17 protein-coding genes are annotated in these 22,146 nt (G+C 42.9%); 16 read left to right on the forward strand and 1 reads right to left on the reverse strand.

Going from position 1 to position 22,146, the window contains the following annotated elements:
* Positions 1 to 77: 77 nt before the first annotated feature.
* The 5 genes from KO513_RS13920 to KO513_RS13940 all read left to right on the forward strand — a co-directional run bounded on the left by KO513_RS13920 (position 78) and on the right by KO513_RS13940 (position 7,204).
* Complete coding sequence (locus tag KO513_RS13920) at positions 78 to 1,214, forward strand: efflux RND transporter periplasmic adaptor subunit (protein ID WP_215913858.1); 1,137 nt, start codon at positions 78 to 80, stop codon at positions 1,212 to 1,214.
* Complete coding sequence (locus KO513_RS13925) at positions 1,214 to 4,519, forward strand: efflux RND transporter permease subunit (protein ID WP_215913859.1); 3,306 nt, start codon at positions 1,214 to 1,216, stop codon at positions 4,517 to 4,519. The genes KO513_RS13920 and KO513_RS13925 overlap by 1 nt, the downstream gene beginning before the upstream one ends.
* Before the next feature lie 2 nt (positions 4,520 to 4,521).
* Positions 4,522 to 5,886, forward strand: coding sequence for a TolC family protein (locus tag KO513_RS13930; protein WP_215437969.1), 1,365 nt, complete (start codon positions 4,522 to 4,524; stop codon positions 5,884 to 5,886).
* 105 nt (positions 5,887 to 5,991) lie between these two features.
* Positions 5,992 to 7,011 (forward strand): Gfo/Idh/MocA family protein, encoded by a 1,020-nt coding sequence (locus KO513_RS13935; RefSeq protein ID WP_215913860.1) that lies wholly within the window; start codon positions 5,992 to 5,994, stop codon positions 7,009 to 7,011.
* Positions 7,012 to 7,021: 10 nt separating this feature from the next.
* Positions 7,022 to 7,204 carry a CPXCG motif-containing cysteine-rich protein gene (locus KO513_RS13940; RefSeq protein WP_215437972.1) on the forward strand — a complete coding sequence of 61 codons (183 nt, stop codon included), beginning with the start codon at positions 7,022 to 7,024 and terminating at the stop codon, positions 7,202 to 7,204.
* A gap of 2 nt (positions 7,205 to 7,206) precedes the next feature.
* On the opposite strand, the gene KO513_RS13945 is transcribed toward KO513_RS13940, so the two are convergent.
* Complete coding sequence (locus tag KO513_RS13945) at positions 7,207 to 7,887, reverse strand: head GIN domain-containing protein (RefSeq protein ID WP_215437974.1); 681 nt, start codon at positions 7,885 to 7,887, stop codon at positions 7,207 to 7,209.
* A gap of 204 nt (positions 7,888 to 8,091) precedes the next feature.
* Between KO513_RS13945 and KO513_RS13950 the strand changes: the two genes are divergently transcribed.
* From KO513_RS13950 to KO513_RS14000, 11 genes are all read left to right on the forward strand, one after another.
* Positions 8,092 to 9,141 carry a formylglycine-generating enzyme family protein gene (locus tag KO513_RS13950; RefSeq protein ID WP_252735803.1) on the forward strand — a complete coding sequence of 350 codons (1,050 nt, stop codon included), beginning with the start codon at positions 8,092 to 8,094 and terminating at the stop codon, positions 9,139 to 9,141.
* 47 nt (positions 9,142 to 9,188) lie between these two features.
* On the forward strand, positions 9,189 to 9,722 hold the full coding sequence (locus KO513_RS13955) for a YceI family protein (RefSeq protein WP_215913861.1): 534 nt from the start codon (positions 9,189 to 9,191) through the stop codon (positions 9,720 to 9,722).
* Positions 9,723 to 9,764: 42 nt separating this feature from the next.
* Positions 9,765 to 10,952 carry a M20 metallopeptidase family protein gene (locus tag KO513_RS13960; RefSeq protein WP_215913862.1) on the forward strand — a complete coding sequence of 396 codons (1,188 nt, stop codon included), beginning with the start codon at positions 9,765 to 9,767 and terminating at the stop codon, positions 10,950 to 10,952.
* Positions 10,953 to 11,138: 186 nt separating this feature from the next.
* Positions 11,139 to 13,472: a PSD1 and planctomycete cytochrome C domain-containing protein gene (locus KO513_RS13965; protein WP_215913863.1), complete on the forward strand. Its 2,334-nt coding sequence runs from the start codon at positions 11,139 to 11,141 to the stop codon at positions 13,470 to 13,472.
* A gap of 3 nt (positions 13,473 to 13,475) precedes the next feature.
* Positions 13,476 to 14,936 (forward strand): DUF1501 domain-containing protein, encoded by a 1,461-nt coding sequence (locus KO513_RS13970; RefSeq protein ID WP_215437978.1) that lies wholly within the window; start codon positions 13,476 to 13,478, stop codon positions 14,934 to 14,936.
* 3 nt (positions 14,937 to 14,939) lie between these two features.
* Positions 14,940 to 16,373, forward strand: a complete 1,434-nt coding sequence (locus KO513_RS13975; RefSeq protein WP_215913864.1) for a c-type cytochrome domain-containing protein — start codon at positions 14,940 to 14,942, stop codon at positions 16,371 to 16,373.
* 99 nt (positions 16,374 to 16,472) lie between these two features.
* Positions 16,473 to 17,087 carry a hypothetical protein gene (locus tag KO513_RS13980; RefSeq protein ID WP_215913865.1) on the forward strand — a complete coding sequence of 205 codons (615 nt, stop codon included), beginning with the start codon at positions 16,473 to 16,475 and terminating at the stop codon, positions 17,085 to 17,087.
* Positions 17,088 to 17,101: 14 nt separating this feature from the next.
* Positions 17,102 to 17,599 (forward strand): (2Fe-2S)-binding protein, encoded by a 498-nt coding sequence (locus KO513_RS13985; RefSeq protein WP_215913866.1) that lies wholly within the window; start codon positions 17,102 to 17,104, stop codon positions 17,597 to 17,599.
* Complete coding sequence (locus KO513_RS13990; RefSeq protein WP_215913867.1) at positions 17,599 to 19,761, forward strand: xanthine dehydrogenase family protein molybdopterin-binding subunit; 2,163 nt, start codon at positions 17,599 to 17,601, stop codon at positions 19,759 to 19,761. The genes KO513_RS13985 and KO513_RS13990 overlap by 1 nt, the downstream gene beginning before the upstream one ends.
* An 801-nt stretch (positions 19,762 to 20,562) precedes the next feature.
* Positions 20,563 to 21,039: a UpxY family transcription antiterminator gene (locus KO513_RS13995; protein WP_215913868.1), complete on the forward strand. Its 477-nt coding sequence runs from the start codon at positions 20,563 to 20,565 to the stop codon at positions 21,037 to 21,039.
* 349 nt (positions 21,040 to 21,388) lie between these two features.
* Positions 21,389 to 22,117, forward strand: a complete 729-nt coding sequence (locus tag KO513_RS14000) for a WecB/TagA/CpsF family glycosyltransferase (RefSeq protein ID WP_215913869.1) — start codon at positions 21,389 to 21,391, stop codon at positions 22,115 to 22,117.
* The last annotated feature ends 29 nt before the right edge of the window (positions 22,118 to 22,146 follow it).

Genomic DNA, 22,146 nt, shown 5'->3' on the forward strand with positions numbered 1-22,146 from the left:
ATACATTTAACAAAGCTCACTTAAACTATTAGATAGCTTTGTAGTCCAACCATCTGGTTATATAGCCCAACTAACTTATGAATACACGAAAGATCCTCTTGACCGTACTAGGTGTTTTGCTGATTATTGTTTCGGTTTACGCAGCAGTATCAATTGTAAACAGTAAAAGAACTCCTAGACCAAAACCTGAAAAAGTAATTAAGACCGTCTTTGTAGACACGGTTAAAAACGGAAGTATCCCCATAGTAATTCCTGCAAATGGTAATTTAAGTGCTAAACAAAGGGTAGAACTCTACTCAGAGGTGCAGGGAGTGTTTAGAAAAGGGAACAAGCTTTTTAAAGCGGGACAGACCTACCGGGCCGGCGAAACCATTATCCGTATAGATGCTGCGGAATATGCGGCAAGTGTACAATCGGCAAAAAGCAACCTTTACAATCTAATTACTTCCATAATGCCGGATTTAAGGTTGGATTATCCTGAGATATTCCCTAAGTGGCAAAAATACCTCAGCGATTTTAATATGGGGAACACGACTCCTGCTTTGCCCGAAATGACAGATGAAAAGGAGAAATATTTTATTTCCGGTCGTGGTATTCTTACCAACTACTATAATGTAAAGAATTTGGAGCAACGTCTTTCTAAGTATAGAATTTCGGCTCCGTTTAGCGGTATCCTAACCGAGGCTTTGGTTACAGAGGGAACTTTGGTAAGATCTGGTCAAAAATTGGGAGAATTCATTAATACAGACGTGTATGAGTTGGAGGTCGCCATTGGCAAGGACTATAGTGATCTTTTAAAAGTGGGCGAAAGCGTAGAGCTTATCAATCTTAATGGAACTAAAACGTATACAGGAAAAGTTGCCCGTATTAACGGGAGTGTAGATTTGGCATCACAGACCATAAGGGCCTATATAGATGTTAAAGACGAAAATCTTAGGGAAGGAATGTACTTGGAGGCCAATCTAGATGCCAGACAAGAGGAAAACGCAATTGAAATAGACAGGGGGCTTTTACTTGAAAATGACCAAATTTTTGTGGTACGGGACACCATTTTAGATGTGGTTGATGTTAAGCCGGTATATTTTTCCGATAGAAAGGTAGTCCTAAAAAATGTACCTGATGGATTAACCATTGTTTCAAAACCGGTAGTAGGAGCTTATGCCGGTATGCTAGTTAAGGTTTTTGACGAGAGTAACACAAAAACCAAAGACTAATGAGAAACATAATCTCTTATTTCATAAAGTATCACGTTGCCGTAGATGTCTTTGTACTGGCGTTTATGGTGTTTGGTATTGCCGGCGCTCTTTCGTTAAAATCTAGCTATTTCCCGCTTTCGGATTCTAAGAATATATCAATAAACATAACCTATCCCGGCGCTTCACCGCAAGAGGTAGAAGAGGGTATTGTTCTTAAGATAGAAGATAACTTAAAAGGTCTTGAAGGTGTAGACCGGGTTACCTCCACCGCAAGGGAGAACAGTGGGGTTATTAATGTGGAAATCGAAAAAGGGCGCGATATAGATTTCATGCTTTTGGAGGTAAAGAATGCCGTAGATAGGGTGCCCTCTTTTCCTACCGGAATGGAGCCTTTAATTGTCTCCAAACTAGAAGCCGTTAGAGAGACCATAACGTTTGCCATAAGTGGGGAACAGATTCCATTGGCTACTTTAAAACAAGTAGGGAGACAGGTAGAGAACGAGCTGCGTACCATAGATGGCATTTCTCAAATAGAGATGAGTGGTTATCCATTGGAAGAAATAGAGATAGCCGTAAACGAAAATAGTTTATTGGCTTATAATATATCTTTTAATGAAGTATCTCAGGCGGTGGCCAATGCCAATATTTTGGTTACTGGAGGTAATATTAAAACCGACTCCGAAGAATATTTGATCAGGGCCAACAATAGGTCTTATTACGGAGATGAGCTGTCTAATATGATTATCCGTGCGGATGCTTCGGGTAGTGCGGTGCGGTTAAAAGATGTGGCCATCATTCGTGACCGTTTTGAAGAATCGCCCAATGCTTCTTATTTTGATGGGAACCTTTCCGTTAGTGCTTCCATCACGAGTACCAATACAGAAGACCTTTTGGGTTCTGCCGAAAAGGTAAAGGAATATATAGAGGACTTTAACCAAAAGCACAACAACATAAAGTTAAGCGTGGTCAGTGATCGTAGTATTACCTTGAACCAACGTACGGAGTTGTTGACGGAGAATGCTATTGTGGGTATGATCTTGGTACTCATATTCCTCTCGTTGTTCTTAAATACACGTTTGGCTTTTTGGGTGGCATTCGGTCTACCTATCTCCTTTTTGGGAATGTTCGTATTTGCAGGATATTTTGATGTTACCATTAACGTGTTATCGCTTTTTGGTATGATTATCGTAATCGGTATTCTGGTAGATGACGGAATCGTGATTGCGGAAAACATTTATCAGCATTACGAAAAAGGAAAAAGTCCAATACAAGCCGCTATTGATGGTACCATGGAGGTAATACCGCCCATTATTTCGGCAATTATCACTACCATATTGGCCTTTTCCATCTTCCTGTTTTTAGATGGTAGAATAGGTGAATTCTTTAGTGAGGTATCCGTAATCGTAATCCTCACCTTGGTAGTCTCCTTGGTAGAGGCCCTAATAATTCTTCCTGCGCATTTGGCCCATTCAAAAGCACTTACGGTCATAGAAAAGAAACCAAAAACGGCAATAGGGAGAGCTTTTGCCAAATTAAGGGTCATTAATGAAATGGGAGACCGTTTCATGGTTTGGATGCGCGATAAGATTTACAGCCCTGCTTTACGTTTTGGTCTGCGCTATAAAGTACTGATGTTCGCTTTCTTTGTTATGGCTTTGATACTTACATTGGGGTCTGTGGGTGGCGGAATCGTTAGAACGGCCTTTTTTCCGAGAGTTGCCAGTGACAGGGTTTCCGTAGATTTATTGATGCCCAACGGAACCAATGAAAAAATCACGGATTCTATTATTTCTTTGATAGAGGAGAAGTCTAAAATTGTAAACCAGGAGCTAACTGAGAAGTACTTAAAGGGAACGGATAAAGTCCTTTTTGAAAATACAATTAAGAGAATTGGTCCGGGTACCTCTGCCGCTTCTTTGGATATTAACCTTTTACCAGGTGAGGAACGTCCGGATGCCATTAGTTCGGATATGGTAACCAATAGATTGCAAGAGTTAATGGGGCCTGTATTAGGGGTTGAAAGCCTTATTTATGGCTCAGGAGGAAACTTTGGCGGTAATCCGGTATCGGTTTCGCTTTTGGGGAATAATATCACCGAACTAAAGGCTGCCAAAAAAGAGCTAAAGGCCGTGCTGGAAAATAATGCCCTACTAAAAGATGTTGCGGATAATGACCCTGCAGGTATTAAGGAAATAAGACTTGAGCTAAAAGAGAATGCGTATTTATTGGGGCTTGACCTACGTACGGTAATGAATCAGGTGCGTGCGGGCTTTTTTGGCTCTCAAGCGCAACGTTTTCAAAGAGGGCAAGATGAAATTAAGGTTTGGGTACGTTACGATAGGGAGAACCGCTCTTCCATTACGGATTTGGATGAAATGCGAATCACCACTCCAAACGGAAATAAAGTTCCGTTAAAGGAAATAGCAACCTATATCATTGAAAGGGGAGATGTGGCCATAAACCACTTGGAAGGACAACGGGAAATTCAGGTTTCGGCGGACATTAAAAATGAAAAAACAACAAGTGCCACGGATATCATGAACGAAATCCGTACCACCGTAATGCCGGAAATACAGTCCAGATATCCAACGGTAACGGCATCGTACGAAGGTCAGAACAGGGAGGCCAAAAAAATGTCCGATTCCATAACTGTGGTGGGTCTATCGGTTTTATTGTTAATATACATCACTATAGCGTTTACGTTTAGAAGTTTCAGTCAGCCGTTGTTACTTATTTTGCTGGTACCGTTTAGTTTAACTGCAGTAGCATGGGGGCATTGGATTCATGACTTTCCGGTCAATATTCTATCGTTATTGGGTATTATCGCCTTAATAGGCATTATGGTGAATGATGGTTTGGTACTCATAAGTAAGTTTAATGGCAATTTGCGTGGTGGAATGAAATTTGACGATGCCATTTTTGAGGCGGGCCGCTCACGTTTTAGGGCTATATTTTTGACGTCGATAACTACTATTGCAGGTCTAGCTCCGCTTTTGTTGGAGCGTAGTAGGCAAGCCCAGTTTTTAAAGCCCATGGCTATATCCATTGCCTATGGTATTGCTTTTGCCACTGTTCTGACCTTGTTATTATTGCCGCTGTTCTTAGCGTTCAGTAACCGTATTAAAGTAACTACAAAATGGTTGAAAACCGGTGATGATATCACTAAGGAAGAGGTAGAACGTGCTATAAAGGAGCAGAAGGAAGAAGCACATATGGCGGAGCAGCCTAGGCTGCCGTTAAACGGAACTTCCCATGATGTAATGAAAGGTTCGGAAGTAAGCAATAGTGCCTCATCTAACAGCAATATTAAGAAACCAGAATAGGAATGATCAAACAAGTTATAGTCCCCTTAATTTTTCTTTTTATCAGCCTAGGAGTTACAGCTCAAGAGAAGCGTTTATCCAAAGAAGAAGCGGTACGCTTAACATTGGAAAACAACTTTGGAATTAAGGTAGCGGGTAATCAAGTAGAAATTGCCGATAACAATCAGGGTATACTCAATTCTGGCTATTTACCGAGTCTTACGGGTACGGCAGGCGCCAATTACAATGATTTAAATAGCAATACGGAATATCCGGGACAATTTGAAAGCTCCGGCGAGCCCAGACCTGATCTGGAAATAAACCATGCGGAATCGCAATCCTTCAATGGCGGATTGAACTTGAACTATACGTTGTTTGATGGTTTAGGAAGGCTCTACAATTACAAAAGACTAAAAGAGCAGTATCAACTTACGGAATTACAAGCTAGGGAGACCATAGAGAATACCTTGTTGCAGTTGTTTAGTATTTATTTTGAAGTAGCTAGGCTTACGGAGAACGAAAATGTGCTGAAACAGGCTTTGGAAATTTCTACGGACCGTATTACACGGGCGGAGTACGCTTTTGAATACGGCCAGAATACCAAACTGGACATTCTAAATGCTCAGGTAGATGTTACCAATGATAGTATTAACCTATTGAACACCAAACAGCAATTGGCCAATGTTAAAAGGGATTTGAATGTTATTGTCAATCAAAGCTTGACCGAGGATTTTCAAGTGGATACTATTGTTCGTTTTGTGCCCAGATTGCAATTGGATGAGCTCATAGGCGAGGCCAAGCAGAACAACGTAACCATACTGCAGGCCGAGCGTAATTTGGCCATTAATGCGTATGATATTAAGGTGAATCGTTCCGGTTACCTTCCTACTATTGGGCTTACGGGCTCGTACGGTTGGAATTTGAACCAAAGTGCACCCAATTCCTTTTTGCCGGGCCAAATTATTCCCGGGAGCAACAGAACCAGCCTTACATTGGGCTTAGGGGCCAGTCTTACTTGGAACCTTTTTGATGGCGGAAGAACAACTACCTTGGTGCAGAATTCCAAAATTGCCTATGAAAACCAAGAGTTGTTGCAAGAGCAAGTAACATTAGAAGTGGATCGTGATATTCTTAATGCTCTGGCGAGCTACGAAAACCGATTGACCATTTATCAGATTCAGGAACAGAATGTAATTACCAACCAAAATAATTTTGAACGTTCAAAAGAGCAGTTTCAATTGGGGAGGATTACGTCCATAGAGTTCCGGCAGGCGCAAATTAACCTTTTGAATGCGCAGACCAATAAGAACTTGGCCAAGTATGATGCCAAGCTTGCGGAACTTCAATTGCTTCAGCTTACCGGGCAACTTCTTAACGTTGAATTTTAATCGTATCGTCTAAAACCGTACTGAAAAGGCATCCGTAAATGCACGGATTCTTTGCCTTTCAAATAATTTCTTCGTAGTATAGTTTTACAAAAATAGAACTATCATATGTCTCATATTGGCGTTGGAATTATTGGCACGGGTTCAATCGTACATACCTATGTAAAATGTCTTTCGGAGCTGGAAGGCGTCCGGATAGTAGGGCTTTGTACAAAATCTGCGGATAGGGTAGAGCAGCTGAAAGCTGATTTTGGATTGCCCATCTATAGTGACCTTAATACTTTCGTACAGCACCCAGAAATAGATTTGGTCTGTGTTTGTAATGAAAGTGGAAAACATAGTATAGCAATAGAAGCTGCCGCTAAGGCGGGCAAACATATCCTAAGTGAAAAGCCCCTTGAGGTAACTACTGAAAAAATAGATGGGTTGATTGCCCTATGCGAAGAGCGAAAGGTACTTTTGGGCTGTGTACTTCAAAACAGATGTAGCACGGATTACAAACAGGTAGAAAATGCGATAAAGTCCGGTAAGCTTGGAAAATTGCTTATGGGCAATGCCAGTATCAACTGGTACCGTTCACAGGCGTATTACGCCAATAGCAAGTGGAGAGGAACCAAGAAATTAGATGGTGGCGCCGCTTTTATCAACCAAGGTATTCATACCGTAGATTTATTGCAGAACCTTATGGGGCCTGCAGTTTCGGTCTTTGCCAATGTACAAACTAGAGTACATGAAATAGAAGGGGAAGATGTTGGTGCGGTATTGGTAAATTATGAGAATGGGGCCATGGGAACGATTACGGCAGGTACGGCCCTTTTTCCAGGCTACCCGGAACGCGTTGAGGTATATGGTGAGAAAGGAAGCATTATTATGGAAGGCGGGAAAATCATTGCATGGAATGTAAAAGGAGAAGATGCTCCGGAATTAACTTCAAAAGAACAGGGAAGCGGCGCGACAGACCCTACGGCCATTGGGCATCACAATCATAAAGTGGTTCTTCAGGATATGGTAAACGCTATCAGGGAAAACCGGAAACCTATGGTGGATGGTGCAGAGGCGCGGAAATCGGTCGCTTTAGTAAATGCCATCTATCGATCGTCCAAAAGTAAAAAACAGGTGCAACTTTAAAAAGGTCTATATGTACGAACACTTTTTTCAATGCCCCTATTGTTGGGAAGAAATTTCCATGCTAATGGACCCCTCGGTTTCAAAACAAACCTATGTGGAAGATTGCGAGGTATGTTGCAACCCTATTGAGGTAACCCCGCAATTTCAAGATAATGAACTCGTAGCTTTTGAAGCAGTGGATATAGAGCAGTAGCCCTAATCCATTTCTTTGATCTTACCGCCAAAAACTTTATCCTTTTCAATACTTTTAGGATTGCCATAGATGTAGATAGAACCGCCGGCACGTACTTTGGCCGTTACTTTATCGGTAGCTTTTACATCTGCCCTTCCTCCGGCATTGACTACTACGGTAGTCTCATTGGTGTCTAGTTGTTTGTTATACGTCTTTCCTCCCGTATTCACCATAACCTCTTGTTTGTCCGCAGAACCGGTAAGGGTAACTTCCCCTCCTGAGATAGATTTAGTGTAGAGGTCTTTGATGTTTATTTTTAAATCTATTTTACCACCTTCTTGGGTTTTGATTTCTACGCGGTCGCCTTTAATGGTCTCGTCCGAACGTATTTTTGCATTTTCGTTGGCATCTAATAGGGCAAGCTCTTCTGTATAGTATAAAGTGGCCTTGGCTTCGTTCCCATCTAAAAAATTATCGAACTCCATTTTTATTTTTAGGAGTCCATTTTTGTTGGAGATGTTTACTTCATCCTTATCGTCTCCTGTAATAACAAGTTTGTTCTCGTTACTTTTTACCAAGCTTACCACGATGCGGTCATATACTTTAAGCTCCGTAAACTTCTCTAATTCTTTTGTGTTTTCCTTTTGTGCGAAAACCCCTGCCGAAACAAATAGGGTCACTGCTATGCATAGTAGTTTTTTCATTTTTATAATTTATAGCGTTCGCACAAATATAGGCTATTTTGGGTAGTTGTAGGGCAATAGCAAGGGGTGTGGAGCATTGTGTTTGCTAGTTTTTAAACAAATAGTACAGCTGTTGTTAAGAGGTTGGGGTTGGTAAGGTTTAAAATGGGTAGAGCTTGACCATTGTAGATAAAAAAAACTATTTTTAGCAAAACCATTTTACCAATGAAAATTCAGTTAACCAAAATTACCTTGTCTGCCTGTCTCATAGGGGCGGTCCTACAATCTTGTAAATCTACACAAGCCGTTACGGCCACCCAGGAAACCGCGGTGGAAAAAACGGAAGAAAAAGTAATGGAAAAAGTACCCGTAGAGGCTTCTAACGGTTATACCGAAACCGTTCCCGAAACCGATAAGAGTTTTGATATGGTGTTGATTCCTAGTGGAACCTTTACCATGGGTAGTCCGGAATCGGAAGCGAACAGAAAGGCCGATGAAGGTCCTCAAAAGGAGGTAGAGCTAGACGCTTTTTATATGGCGAAGCATGAATTGACATGGGACTTGTTTGAACTTTTCTTCAAACAGAACAAAGAACTTTTTGTAAAATTGGATGATGACCGTGTAATTAAAATTGATGCCATTACACGTCCCAGTCCGCCGTATGAGGATCCATCGTATGGTATGGGTAAAGACGGGTTTCCTGCGGTAAGCATGTCCGCATATTCGGCATTGGTATATTGCAAATGGCTAAGTGCCGTTACCGGAAAATTTTACCGATTGCCCACGGAGGCCGAATGGGAATACGCTGCTAAGGCAGGTACACAAAGTGCTTATAGTTTTGGGGATGATGTAGCTCAGATAGACGAGTATGCGGTATACTACAAGAATTCGGAAAGTAAATATGCCAAGGTGGGGTCCAAAAAACCAAATCCTTGGGGCTTGTATGATATGCACGGGAATGCGGCGGAATGGACGTTGGATGAATACAAGGCAGATGCCTATGCCACAACGGACAAGAAGAATCCTTGGGTGACTCCAACAGTAATACACCCACGCTCGTATAGGGGTGGTTCTTGGGATGATGATGCGGATAAATTACGTTCATCGGCCAGAACGGCTTCAAGCTTAAAACAGCAGAAGCGCGATCCACAGATTCCAAAGAGTTTTTGGTGGTTTACAGATTCCAACTATGTAGGTTTTAGATTGGTAAGTCCAAAAGTTCAACCTACCGAGGAAGAACAAAAGAAGTTCTGGCAGACCGTTTTGGATGAATAGAAAATTGATTATAAAATGCCATTAATGTTTTGGCCAATTTAAATACCATGAAAAATACATTTCTATTAGTACTTCTAGTGGCTTTTACCTTTGTAGGTCGGGCTCAGGATGAATATACGCTTTCGGATACCAGTACATTGACCATAAACGGGACTTCTACCGTTCATGAATGGGAAGTGGCCGCAAATTCGGTGTCCGCAACCCTTACTTATGACGGTACTGCACCCAAAGAAATTGATTTAGAGGTTGCCGTAGACGATATTAAAAGTGAAAGAGGTGCGGCAATGGACAAAAAAATGCATGAGGCCTTAAAAAAAGAGGCGCATCCCAAGGTTATTTTTAAACTTAAGGAGGTAAAGGATACATCTACTTTAGTGGGGTCTTTAAACATTGCCGGAACGGAGAAAACGGTAGAGATTCCAGTAACTATGGAAACGGCATCGGAAGGACTTAAAATTAAAGGTCAAAAGAAGTTGGTGCTGCAAGATTACGGTATGGAACCCCCAACGGCCATGTTTGGCCAGATAGTAGTAGGGGATGAGGTTACCGTTAATTTTGATTTACTTTTTTCAAAGAAGTAAGCATTTCGGTTCAAGTGGGTAATCTGCTTTAAAATATTTTTTATGGAGAATCGTGCAAAAATTAAGAGTCTTGCGGCAAAATACGCTCCGGAGTTTGTGGAGGTCCGTAGGCATTTGCACCAACATCCGGAACTCTCTTTTCAAGAATACAATACCTGTTCCTTTTTAAAGGAGCAACTGCTGGCATTGGGTATTACGGACATTGAATCGGTTGCAGGAACTGGTTTGTTGGCTACCATTAACGGTCGTGAAAAAGGAAAAACGGTGCTGCTTAGAGCGGATATTGATGCCCTACCGATTCATGAGCAAAATACAATAGCTTACGCTTCCACCACAGATGGCGTTATGCATGCCTGCGGTCATGATGCCCATAGTGCTTCCCTTTTACTTTGTGCTAAAATTTTAATGGAACTGAAAGGTGATTTTCAGGGAAGTGTAAAATTACTTTTTCAGCCTGCGGAAGAGCTTAGTCCGGGAGGGGCCATAAGCGTGATCAAGGAAAAAGCATATACCGTTTTAGGCAGTATTCCCCATATAGGGCAGCACGTACGGCCAGATATTCCTGTGGGGAAAGTAGGTTTTCGCTCCGGAAAGTTCATGGCCAGTATGGACGAACTCTTTTTAACCGTAAAAGGAAAAGGAGGTCATGCGGCAATGCCTGAAAAAATTATTGATCCGGTTCTGATCGCCTCTCACATTATAGTTGCCGCCCAGCAATTGGTCAGTCGTGTGGCGGACCCTAAGATTCCGTCCGTACTTTCATTCGGTAAGGTAATCGCCAATGGTGCGATCAACGTTATTCCAAATGAAGTTTCTATTGAAGGTACTTTTAGGACTATGGATGAAGATTGGCGGAAAACAGCCTTGGAAAAGCTGGAGAAATTGGTCACTACAATGGCCGAAGCCATGGGGGGCAGTTGCGAACTGAAAATCAATCATGGGTACCCGCATTTAAAAAATGACTCCACCTTGACCGAAAACCTAAAAATCCAGGCAAAGGACTATGTAGGGGAAGAAAATGTTGAGGAATTGGACCAATGGATGGCAGCGGAAGATTTTGCATACTACACTCAGCGCAACCCCGCATGTTTTTATATGCTAGGGGTGGGAAATGCCCAAGAGAACATTACATCCGGTCTGCATACACCTACTTTTAATATTGATGAATCTGCTTTGGAACTAGGGGGCGGATTATTGGCGTGGCTGGCCTTAAGAACACTTTCAGCGTAAACTGTATTTTGGTTTCATATTCATAGTCAAACCTTGTTGTATTTGTTGATATGGCTTAAATAGGGGCGATGTATTCAAAAAATGATAATAAATGACGAAAAAGTACAACTGATAGAATTGTAGCTACACCTTTTAACTACTAGTTTTATGGAATAACATTAAGTGTGTAATGTACCATTCCAAAAAATGAAGTATAAGATAATAGTTGCGGTAGTTTTGGCCAGTTTGATCGGTTTTCTTTTTTTGTATAAGAAGGGAATATTCGATTCTGCTAACGATGAATATGCCGATATGAAATTGCCGGAAACGGTAGATTACAATTTTCATATCAAACCTATCCTTTCCGATAATTGCTATACCTGTCATGGTCCGGATGCCAATAAAAGAAAGGCAGGTCTGCGTTTGGATTTGGAAGAAGGGGCATTTTCCGAACTTCCCGAAAATCCAGGTAATTATGCTTTGGTCTCTAAAAACCTAAGAAAAAGTGTCGCCTATCAGGCAATTATTTCTGAAGATAAAGATGTTATCATGCCACCGGCAGATTCAAAATTGGACTTGAATTCCTATGAAAAAAAGCTCATAAAAAAATGGATTCAACAAGGGGCTAAATTCGAAAAACATTGGGCCTATATTTCACCCAAAAAGACGACTGCCCCGCAAACGGAAAATACACAGTGGGCGCAAAATGAAATTGATGGTTTTATTTTGGAGAAGCTGGAGGAAAAGGGATTGAGCCCTTCGGAAAAGGCGGCCAAAGAAACTCTAATACGCAGGATAAGTTTGGATTTAACCGGCCTCCCACCTCAATTGGAACAGTTGGAAGAACTTACCACCAATGACGATGTGGAGCAAATTATAGATACATTTTTGAGTTCTCCGGCCTATGGCGAACGTATGACGCAGTCTTGGTTAGATGTGGCCCGTTATGCAGATTCCCACGGGTATCAAGATGATAGTTACCGCACCATGTGGCCCTGGCGCGATTGGGTGATTCATGCGTTCAATAAAAACTTGCCGTATGACCAATTTCTAACTTGGCAGTTAGCGGGTGACCTGTTGCCCAATGCTACAAAAGAACAAATTCTTGCAACCGGCTTTAACCGTAACCACCCCATTACACAGGAAGGGGGCATTGTTCAGGAAGAGTATAGGACTAACTATGTTCTGGATCGTACCAACACCCTTGGCAAAGGAGTTTTGGGTATTACGCTAGAATGCGCACAATGTCATGACCATAAATATGATGCCATTTCACAGGCCAATTATTTTGAGATGTTCGCTTTTTTCAATCAAGTCAATGAAAAGGGACTTCAAATGACCGCGCCACCTGCGGCAAAGCAAAGGTATTTTGCAGACGCTCCCTATCTGACCATTTCTAAAGAGGAAACGGAAGGCGTATTGTCTTTTATCCATATGGATAGTCTGCCAACTATTAATGTAATGGTCATGAACGATTCGGCGCCTAGAACTACCTATATATTAGATAGAGGTCAGTATGATCAACCTACGGATTCGGTATTGCCAAAAACACCTGAGGCCATTTTTGCCTTTTCGGAGGACTTGCCCAAGAACCGTTTAGGGCTGGCGCAGTGGTTGGTAGACAAGAACAATCCGCTCACGGCAAGAGTATATGTAAATCGTATTTGGGCCATGTTGTTCGGTAAGGGGCTGGTAGAGACTTCCGAGGATTTTGGAGTTCAGGGCAGCCTGCCTACGCACCCTCAATTACTGGACTGGTTAGCGGTAGATTTTATGGAGCACAACTGGGATATCAAATACCTCCTGAAGAAAATAATGCTTTCGGCCACATATCAGCAAAAATCGGAAATGCGCCCGGAGCTAAAAAAGGCGGACCCGGAAAATAAACTGTTGGCCCGTGCACCGCGCTTTAGAATGAGTGGTGAAATGATCAGGGATTATATTCTTGCTACAAGCGGACTCCTTAATCGCGAGTTGGGAGGCCCTAGCGTAAAGCCCTATCAACCTGCAGGTCTATGGGAAGAAACCAATGCCGGGGGTAACCGTGGTATCCTCACAAAATATGTTCCCGATCAAGGAGCGGATTTGTATAGACGTTCGTTGTACACGTTTTGGAAACGTACGTTACCACCACCCAATATGACCATCTTTGATGCACCCACAAGAGATTTTTCGGAAGTACGTAGGCAAAAGACAAATACGCCCCTACAGGCATTGGTGCTCCAGAATGATGTACAGGTGTTGGAAGCGGCAAGGGTGTTGGCACAAAGAAGTATAGAAGCCGATCCGGACAATCCCAATTTGGTAGCTACTCTTTTCAAACGCATATTGGTACGTAGCCCGCGAAAAGAAGAACTCTTAACATTGAACAATTATTATCATAATGCTTTGGAGCAATATAAAGATGATGTGGAAAGCGCCGAAAAATTAGTTGCCGTTGGCGATTTTGAGCAGTTGCAGGTCAGTCCCGTAAAAACAGCGGCGTTGATGCTTACGGCACAGGTTATTTACAATTTAGACGAAACCATTACAAAAGAATAGGCCATGAAAGAAGACAAAAACAAAAAGGAGGATCCGTTAAAAGTAAACAGACGGCATTTTTTTTCACAATTGAGTGTGGGTATTGGTTCGTTGGCACTAGGGTCATTGTTAATTCCCGATTTGTTGAAAGGAGGTGGGGCACCACCTGTAACCCAACCATTGGGCATTCCGCATTTTGCTCCAAAGGCCAAGAGGGTCATATATCTTTTTCAAGCGGGCGCACCTTCTCAGTTTGAAAGTTTTGATTATAAACCTACGTTGCGAAAACGTATGGGCGAGGATTTACCGGATTCCATTCGAAACGGACAACGGTTAACAGGAATGACCTCGGGGCAAGATAAATTTCCGTTGATGCCTGCGGCTACCAATTTTAAGCAATATGGACAAAGTGGAACATGGATCAGTGATTATTTCCCGCATATTGCTAAAATTGCCGATGATATTACCGTGGTGCGCAGTATGCATACGGAGGCCATTAACCATGATCCGGCCATTACCTTCTTTCAAACGGGAAGTCAGATTTCTGGGCGCCCCAGTATGGGTTCGTGGATGAGTTATGGGCTGGGCAGTGAGAACAAGAACCTGCCTTCTTTTGTAGTGCTTACTTCACGTGGAAAAGGAAATAGTCAAGGGTTGTACTCCAAACTATGGTCCAGTGGCTTTTTGGATTCCAAGCATCAAGGTGTGCTGTTGCGATCGGGAAAGGACCCTGTACTGTATCTGAACGACCCGGACGGACTTTCAAGATCGGACAAACGGCATTTGTTGAACGAGGTTTCCCAGTTGAACAAAATGCACCATGTAGAAACGGGTGATGATGAAATAGAATCCCGTATCGCCCAATATGAAATGGCGTACCGTATGCAAATGTCTGTGCCGGATGTTATGGATATTTCAAAAGAACCGGAGTCTATTGTTAAACTGTACGGTGAAGACTGTCAGGTGCCCGGAACCTATGCGGCAAATGCGTTGCAGGCACGTAGGTTGGCGGAAAATGGTGTGCGCTTCATCCAACTGTACCATCAAGGTTGGGACCAACACGGCAATCTGCCCAATGCTATGGCGGGCCAAGCAAAAGACGTTGATCAAGCATCGGCGGCACTCGTTCAGGATTTAAAACAACGTGGTATGTTAGAGGATACCTTGGTAGTTTGGGGCGGTGAATTTGGTAGGACCAATTATTGTCAGGGTAATTTTAATCCGGAAAACTTTGGTAGGGATCACCACCCAAGGGCATTTAGCATTTGGATGGCCGGAGGAGGAATTAAACCCGGTCTCAATTATGGTAAGACCGATGAGTTTGGATACAATGTTATTGAAAACCCGGTACATGTAAACGATTTTCATGCCACTTTAATGCATGCCATGGGAATAGATCATGAGCAATTGACCTATAAATATCAAGGACGCCGATTTAGACTGACCGATGTAGCCGGAAATGTAATCAATGACCTTTTAGCATAATCAATGACCAATTTTTTAAAAAGCCGTTGGGTAGAATATAGTGTTTTAGGCCTATCCGTATTTCTTATTTTTTGTTTGGTTTTCGATTCCAGTATCGTATTGCCTAATTTGGTGGCATGGTTGGGGCGTTGGCATCCCTTGGTGCTTCACTTTCCGATCGTACTTTTGCTAATTGCCGTTTTTCTGGGTTTGACCGGAAAAAAGGTGCCGCATGAACTTTTGGTAATTGGGGTATTATCAGCTTTGGTAACCGCTATATTAGGTTTTTTCTTGGGTAAGGAAACCCCGGTAAAGGGAGATTTGCTCTTGTGGCACCAATGGATGGGTGGGGCCGTGGCCCTTATTGCAGCCCTCTGGTACGCTTTGGCCAATAAAGGTCTGGACAGTAAAATCTATGTAAAAGGCCTTCAAGTGGTTGTGGTGGTTCTGGTGGCACTTACCGGTCATTATGGAGGAATGGTTACGCATGGCGAAGAATTTTTGGCCTTGCCAACTTCAAAAAAAGAAAAGGAACTTCCGGAGAACCCAATAATTTATGCAGATGTGGTAGCCACAATTTTAGACGATAAATGTGTGTCCTGTCATAACTCCAATAAGAAAAAGGGAGAGTTGCTCTTGACCAATTTTTCTGAATTGTTGAAAGGCGGTGAAAGCGGGAATACGCTAGTTCCGGGAGACCCGCTTAAAAGTGAATTGATCAGTAGATTGCATTTGCCCGTGGAAAATGAGGAACACATGCCACCGGAAGGAAAAACGCCCTTAACACCAAGTGAAATTGAAATTTTGGAACGTTGGGTAGCGTTGGGGGCTTCGGATACCTTGCGTTTGGATCAGTTGCCTAAAAGTGAACCTTTGGCCATCCTCGTTAAGGGGTTGATGGAACCGGACCCTATGTCCAAATGGGCGGAACTGCCTTTTGTGGCCGATAGTACGTTACAGAACCTTGCCTCCGATTATCTTACTATAGAACGCGTGGCGAGCAATTCCAATGCACTTAGCATAGATATGTATTTGCCACCGGAGTATGATGTAAAACCTATCTTGGCGTTGCAGCGCATCGCGAACAATATTGTGGAATTAGACCTAAGCGGACTTCCGCTGGGTGCCCAAGAAATTGAGGTGGTAGCTAAATGTCAGAATTTGGAATGGCTGGAAATCGATAAAACGCCCGTTTCCGATACCGAGATGGAAAAACTATCGAACTTAAAAAAACTCAAACTTTTAAAAGTGTACGAAACCGACATTACGGATAAGAGCTTGGTTGTTTTTAAGAATATGACAGACCTAAAAAACCTGTATGTCTATAAAACCGGAATCTCTAAAAATGCGATTCAGGAGTTACAGGATACAAATAAGGGGCTGCAAGTAAACTATGGCATTGCCCCGGAAATTGAAGCTTTTTTCGTGGCAACGGACTCTGTAACGGTAACAAAGTAGTCTTTTTGGTAGATATGCTAACGCAATAGCACAGGACTTCAGGATTTCTACAATTAATGAGTAACTTTATAGCTATAGGCAATTAGGCCTACTTCAGCTATGAATTTAAAAAAATACGTATTCCTTCTCTTTTTATTGATGGTGGGCTTGGTGTTGGCTTCGATGTATACACCTGCGGAAACCAATTATGAACCTGTACCGGTTGGTAAAGATGAAAACAAATCGGTATCGGACGTGGCTTTTCATAAGATGATGGATGTGTTAACACACCCACGGTGTTTGAATTGTCACCCAAGCGATAATATTCCCAAACAGGGAGAGGATAGTCACCCCCATCATTTTGATATGGCCAGGGGAGAAAATGATAAAGGTTTTAAAGCTACCAAATGTGCTACCTGTCATCAATCTGAAAACAATCCGTATTCTGGCGCTCCGGGAGCACCGCATTGGTCTTTGGCACCACACTCCATGCGGTGGCAAGGTTTAAATCGGTTTGAAATCGCAAAATCCATGATGGATACAGAGCGTAACGGTGGTCGTTCCCCGGAGGAAATCAGAAAACATTTAACGGAAGATGATTTGGTACTTTGGGCCTGGGAGCCGGGCACGAATGTAAAAGGAGAGCCGCGTGAACTTCCACCGGTATCAAAAGAAGAATTTATCAGTGCGGTAGAAGAGTGGTTTTCAAACGGCCATACCATTCCATCCCAATAAAAAATAGACTGACCATGAAAATTTCAATGATTGTCAATGGCGAATCGCGTAGCGTTGAGCTTGCTGATGAGCTTACGCCCCTACTTTGGGTAATTCGCGATATGCTGGGTTTAAAAGGTACTAAGTTCGGTTGCGGAAAGGCAGCTTGTGGAGCCTGTACCCTACATGTAGACGGAGAAGCTGTACGTTCCTGTTCCTATCCCGTAAAATTTGCGGAGGGAAAACAAATCACTACCATAGAAGGTTTGGGAGATGCGGAAAATCCACATCCCGTACAAACGGCCTGGATAGAAGAAGTGGTGCCCCAGTGCGGGTATTGCCAACCTGGGTTTATGATGGCTACGGCGGCTTTGTTGAACAAAATCTCCAATCCAACGGACGAGGAAATTGATGATAACATTATCAACGTGTGTAGGTGTGGAACCTACTATAGAATGCGAAAAGCCATTCATAGGGCGGCGGAGAAACAACAAGAGATCATCCCAATGAACGAACCCACTAACGCAAAGTAATGGCAGCTAACGATTCTTCAAAAAAGAAAATATCCAGACGAAAATTCTTGGTCCGTGGGGGCTTTGGAACCTTGGGCGTGCTAGCCGTAGGGACCTATATATTGCGGAATCCCATTAGAAGGGCCGTGTTGGAAAAGGTAAATGAAATGGACCTGGACTATATGGGAAGTACGGACAACCCTATGCTCTGGTTTGAACTGGGTAAGGATAATATCATCACCCTACACTCGCCTAAAGTAGAAATGGGCCAAGGTACCTTTACCGGTATGGCACAAATGGCAGCGGATGAATTGGAAATACCTATGGAAAATATCAAAGTGGTGCATGCCTCTACGGCCACGGGTAATATAGATAGCGTGAGCACGGGAGGGAGTACCTCTATTTCCGGCCTGTGGCAACCGCTGCGGGAATTGGCAGCTACCTTTCGCGAGATGATCAAGTTAGAAGCAGCAAAGCAATTAGGCGTTCCCGTCTCTGAACTTTCCGTAAAGGAGGGTGTTGTTTCAGAAAACGGAAAAAGCCTGTCCTTTACGGAAATATCGGAAGGTGTAACGGATTGGACGGTTCCGGATGCACCCATTTTAAAGGATATAAGTTCGTATAAGTTCGTGGGGAAACCCGTGGCTAGAGTAGATTTGGCGGATAAAGTATATGGGGCGCCCATGTTCGGGATAGATGCCATAATGCCCAATATGGTATACGGGGCTGTGGTACGACCTTCAAAAATTGGAGCCAAGTTTGTAAGTGCTACAACGGATAAGGCCGAAAAAATGCCTGGCGTTATAAAAATTGTAAGTGAGGACGATTTTGTGGGTGTCGTAGCCGAAACTTATATCCAAGCGGAAAATGCCAAGAAGGCCATTGCGGTAGTTTGGGAAGCCCCGGAAGACTTACAACAGGAGGCCATTGTGGCCATGATGACCGTAGGCAACGGAAAATCTTCCATAATTCAGAAAGAAGGGGAAGCCCTTGAAGGCGATGCGGTAGAGCAGATGGAATTTAGGAGCCCCATTGGTGCGCACGCCCAGATAGAACCCAATGGGGTAGTGGCTCTGGTGGAAGGGGAGAAAGCCACCATTATGATCTCTACCCAGGTAATTGGTATTACCCGTAAGGAAGTGTCCAGCCGTTTGGGCTGGGACGAGGAGCAGGTAAATGTAATCCCCACGTATTTGGGAGGTGGTTTTGGCAGACGGTTGCATACGCCGCATGCGGTACAGGCGGCAGTCATGTCCAAAGCGGTAGGCAAACCCGTAAAATATATTTTTAGTCGGGAAGAAGAATTTCAGCATGATATGTTTCGCCCGCCCACCCATCATATTTTAAAGGGCCGTTTAAATGATGCTGGTAAGCTTACCGGCTTGGAGCATCATTTTGTGAGTGGCGATGTAGGCAATAATTCGGCATTGATACCCAATATGGTTCCTACCGTTATTGGTGCGGATATTGGGGCGATTAGAGGTGGGTTTATACAGTATTCGGGAGTGCCCAATCATCGTTCGGTATATTGGCATGTAACTTTGCCTTTTGCCACAAGTTGGTGGCGCAGTTTAGGGTTGTTGGCCAATACTTTTGCCATTGAAAGCTTTATGGACGAAATGGCAATTAAGGCTAAATCGAATGCCGTAGAGTTCCGCTTGGCACATATTCAGGACGATGCTGCCGGAAAACGTTTAAAGGAAGTCATACGTACCGCAGGCGAAAAATCAGGATATACCGAAGAAGTTAAAAATAATAGGGCCATGGGTATTGCATCATCCGTAGATGCGGGTACGCCCTGTGCGCATGTAGTTGAGGTTTCGGTAACGGATAATCGTATTAAAGTGCACAAAGTAACGGTAGTATTGGACCCCGGTCTGGCCGTAAATCCGGATCAGATAAAAGCGCAGTGCGAAGGCTGTGTGATTATGGGGATGAGTGCCGTTCTTTTTGAACAGATGAAAGTGGTAGATGGTTCGTTGACCCCAACCATCTATGGCCCGTATGAAATGGCGTTAATGAAACACGCTCCAAAAGAAATAGATGTAGTGTTGCTTCAGGGTACGGACAAACCCGGTGCGGTGGGCGAACCTCCAATGGGCCCCATAGGTGCGGCAATCGCCAATGCCGTACGCAGGCTCACGGGAAAACGTTTGCAATCTATACCGCTGCGGTTAACATAAATAATAGGCATATAAAAGGCTTCCAAGAAATTGGAAGCCTTTTTTCTTCTAAAAAGTCTGCAAGGTGGGTTTGGTTGGCTTAAAATCTAATAGCGTATTTCGGTAAACAGGGTGAGCTTACTTATAGCGGATTCTGGAGGTTTGTTTTCTTTAAACTATGATTTTAGAGATTACGTTTCAGTTTTTATAAGGTTACAATCAATGAGTTAGGGTTGGAGGAGGTGGGAAGCCTTTAAAAGCGTGGTGGGTATGGGCTGTCATGGGATTGTAGGAATTTAGGCTAAGTAAAAGAGTCTGTTTTCAACAGGCCAAAATGTTAACGAAATGTTAATTAAAAATAAGGCAATAATACTTCGATACAGGTAAAAAAACGAAGTTATGTGTCTGGTTTTTTGGTGATTTCTTAATAAATAGGAATCAATTTTAACATAATTGTAACGTAAAAAATCCGGTTCTGGTTTTAGTAGGTAGCATACCCTTTTAAGGACTTTTTTTGTGTTAGATTTGCTGCTGAATTTGACCGATTTACGGTTTTGTTTTTTTGGAATAAGTGGTGCTATGTGTAGGGATATTTTAACCCGTTTCGTGCCTGTTTTTTGTAATGGTTGGCCAAGTAAGAGGTGTATTTTATCGATTAACATAACTGTTTTTTCGATGAAAAAACCACAGCTTAAAACGCATTGAACGGCAAACGGTTAGATACCTTTTTTTAATATTGAAAAGTGGTTTTTCCCACATATTTTGTGTACTTATGCAGCCCCCTAACAATGTTTTTGCCAAGTATTGAAAAAAAGTATTGATATGGAACAATGGTATGTATTGAAAGTTAGGCAAGGTTACGAAAAGAAGGTAACCGAGGGTCTTACAAAAATGGATATACAGGTCTACTGCCCCATTGTAAAGGAGGTCCGCTTTTGGAGCGATCGCAAGAAAACAGTAGAGACTCCCTTAATTAAATCGTACGTGTTTATTAAAAGTACCGAGAAAAATCGGTCTATGGCCTTTTCGGTACATGGGGTGGAGCGCTATTTGTTTTGGTTGGGCAAACCGGCCATTGTGCGTAATGAAGAAATAGAGGTGCTTAAGGATTGGGTAAGCAATGACGCTGTAGAAGAGTTAATGTATTCCCAGTTGCAACCGGGCGATCGTACCACAATTCGCAGAGGTCTTTTAAAAGATCAGATAGCGGTTGTGCGCCACATTGGTAAAACCAGGGTTTCCTTGGTGTTGGAAGATATGGGTATTGTGGTCAATGCCAGATTAAAAGAGGTAGTGTAAAGGTAAACGACCTCAGGGCGAGCCCATGAGGCATTAAAAGGAAATTCAACTTTGATTTCGACGCAAGTGTCGGAGCATTTTAAATCTCGATTATCGAGTAAAGATAGGCCGCTGTTAGTGTGGGATTGATGTCATAGAACCCCAATTGATTAGCGGTCATAAAAGTAAAAAAAGTAAAGCGCTATGTGTGTGTCCAATGTGACAGGCAACGGCGGAGCCGTTTTTAATGCTAAGGTTTGTAGGTCATAAAGAAGTTTGCAAATCTTTTCAAAACCCCCGGTATAGTAAGGAACGGCAGATGTAAAGAAGCAGAAGTAACCATGTTGAACGTTCAATTAATCCAAAGCGTATGGGGATAGGAAATTTAGAAGTATTGGGGTATCCTGTTTTTAATGGAAAGTTAGAAACGGTAGATTGGTCTGCCCCTAAGTTAATGGTCAACACCATAAATCAATATTCGTATTGTATAGCCCATGAAGATGCGGCTTTTAAAAAAGCTTTAAAAGATTCTGATATCTTACTGCCGGATGGGGTAGGTATCGTATGGGCCACCAAATGGTTAAAAAAAGAACGGATCCAGAAAATTGCGGGAGCGGATATTCATGAGTTCCTGTTGCAACATTTGCAGCAAACGGGAGGGCGCTGCTTTTATATGGGTTCGTCAGAAGCAGTTTTGGAAAAGATTAAAAAGCGCGCTGCAGAAGAATATCCTAAGGTAACGGTAGGAACCTATTCGCCGCCCTATAAACCGGAGTTTACCGCAGAGGACAATGCCCAAATTCTAAATGCCATAAACCAATTTTCACCAGATGTGGTGTTTGTGGGTATGACCGCTCCCAAACAGGAAAAATGGGTGAACCAGAACGGGGCGCTCATAGACAAAGGAGTGGTTTGTTCCATTGGGGCCGTCTTTGATTTTTATGCAGGTACGGTACAACGGCCGGGCAAAGTTTGGCAAAACTTAGGTTTGGAGTGGTTGGGTCGTTTTGTAAAGGAACCCAAACGAATGTGGAAACGCTATTTCTATTATGGTGGGGTCTTTGCCTATCATTTGGTAGCGCGTACCGATAAAAAATAAGGACACCTTGTTTAGGTCTGGAGGTGTTT

The sequence above is a fragment of the Zobellia sp. B3R18 genome (assembly GCF_018860715.1).
Classification (GTDB): Bacteria; Bacteroidota; Bacteroidia; order Flavobacteriales; family Flavobacteriaceae; genus Zobellia; species Zobellia russellii.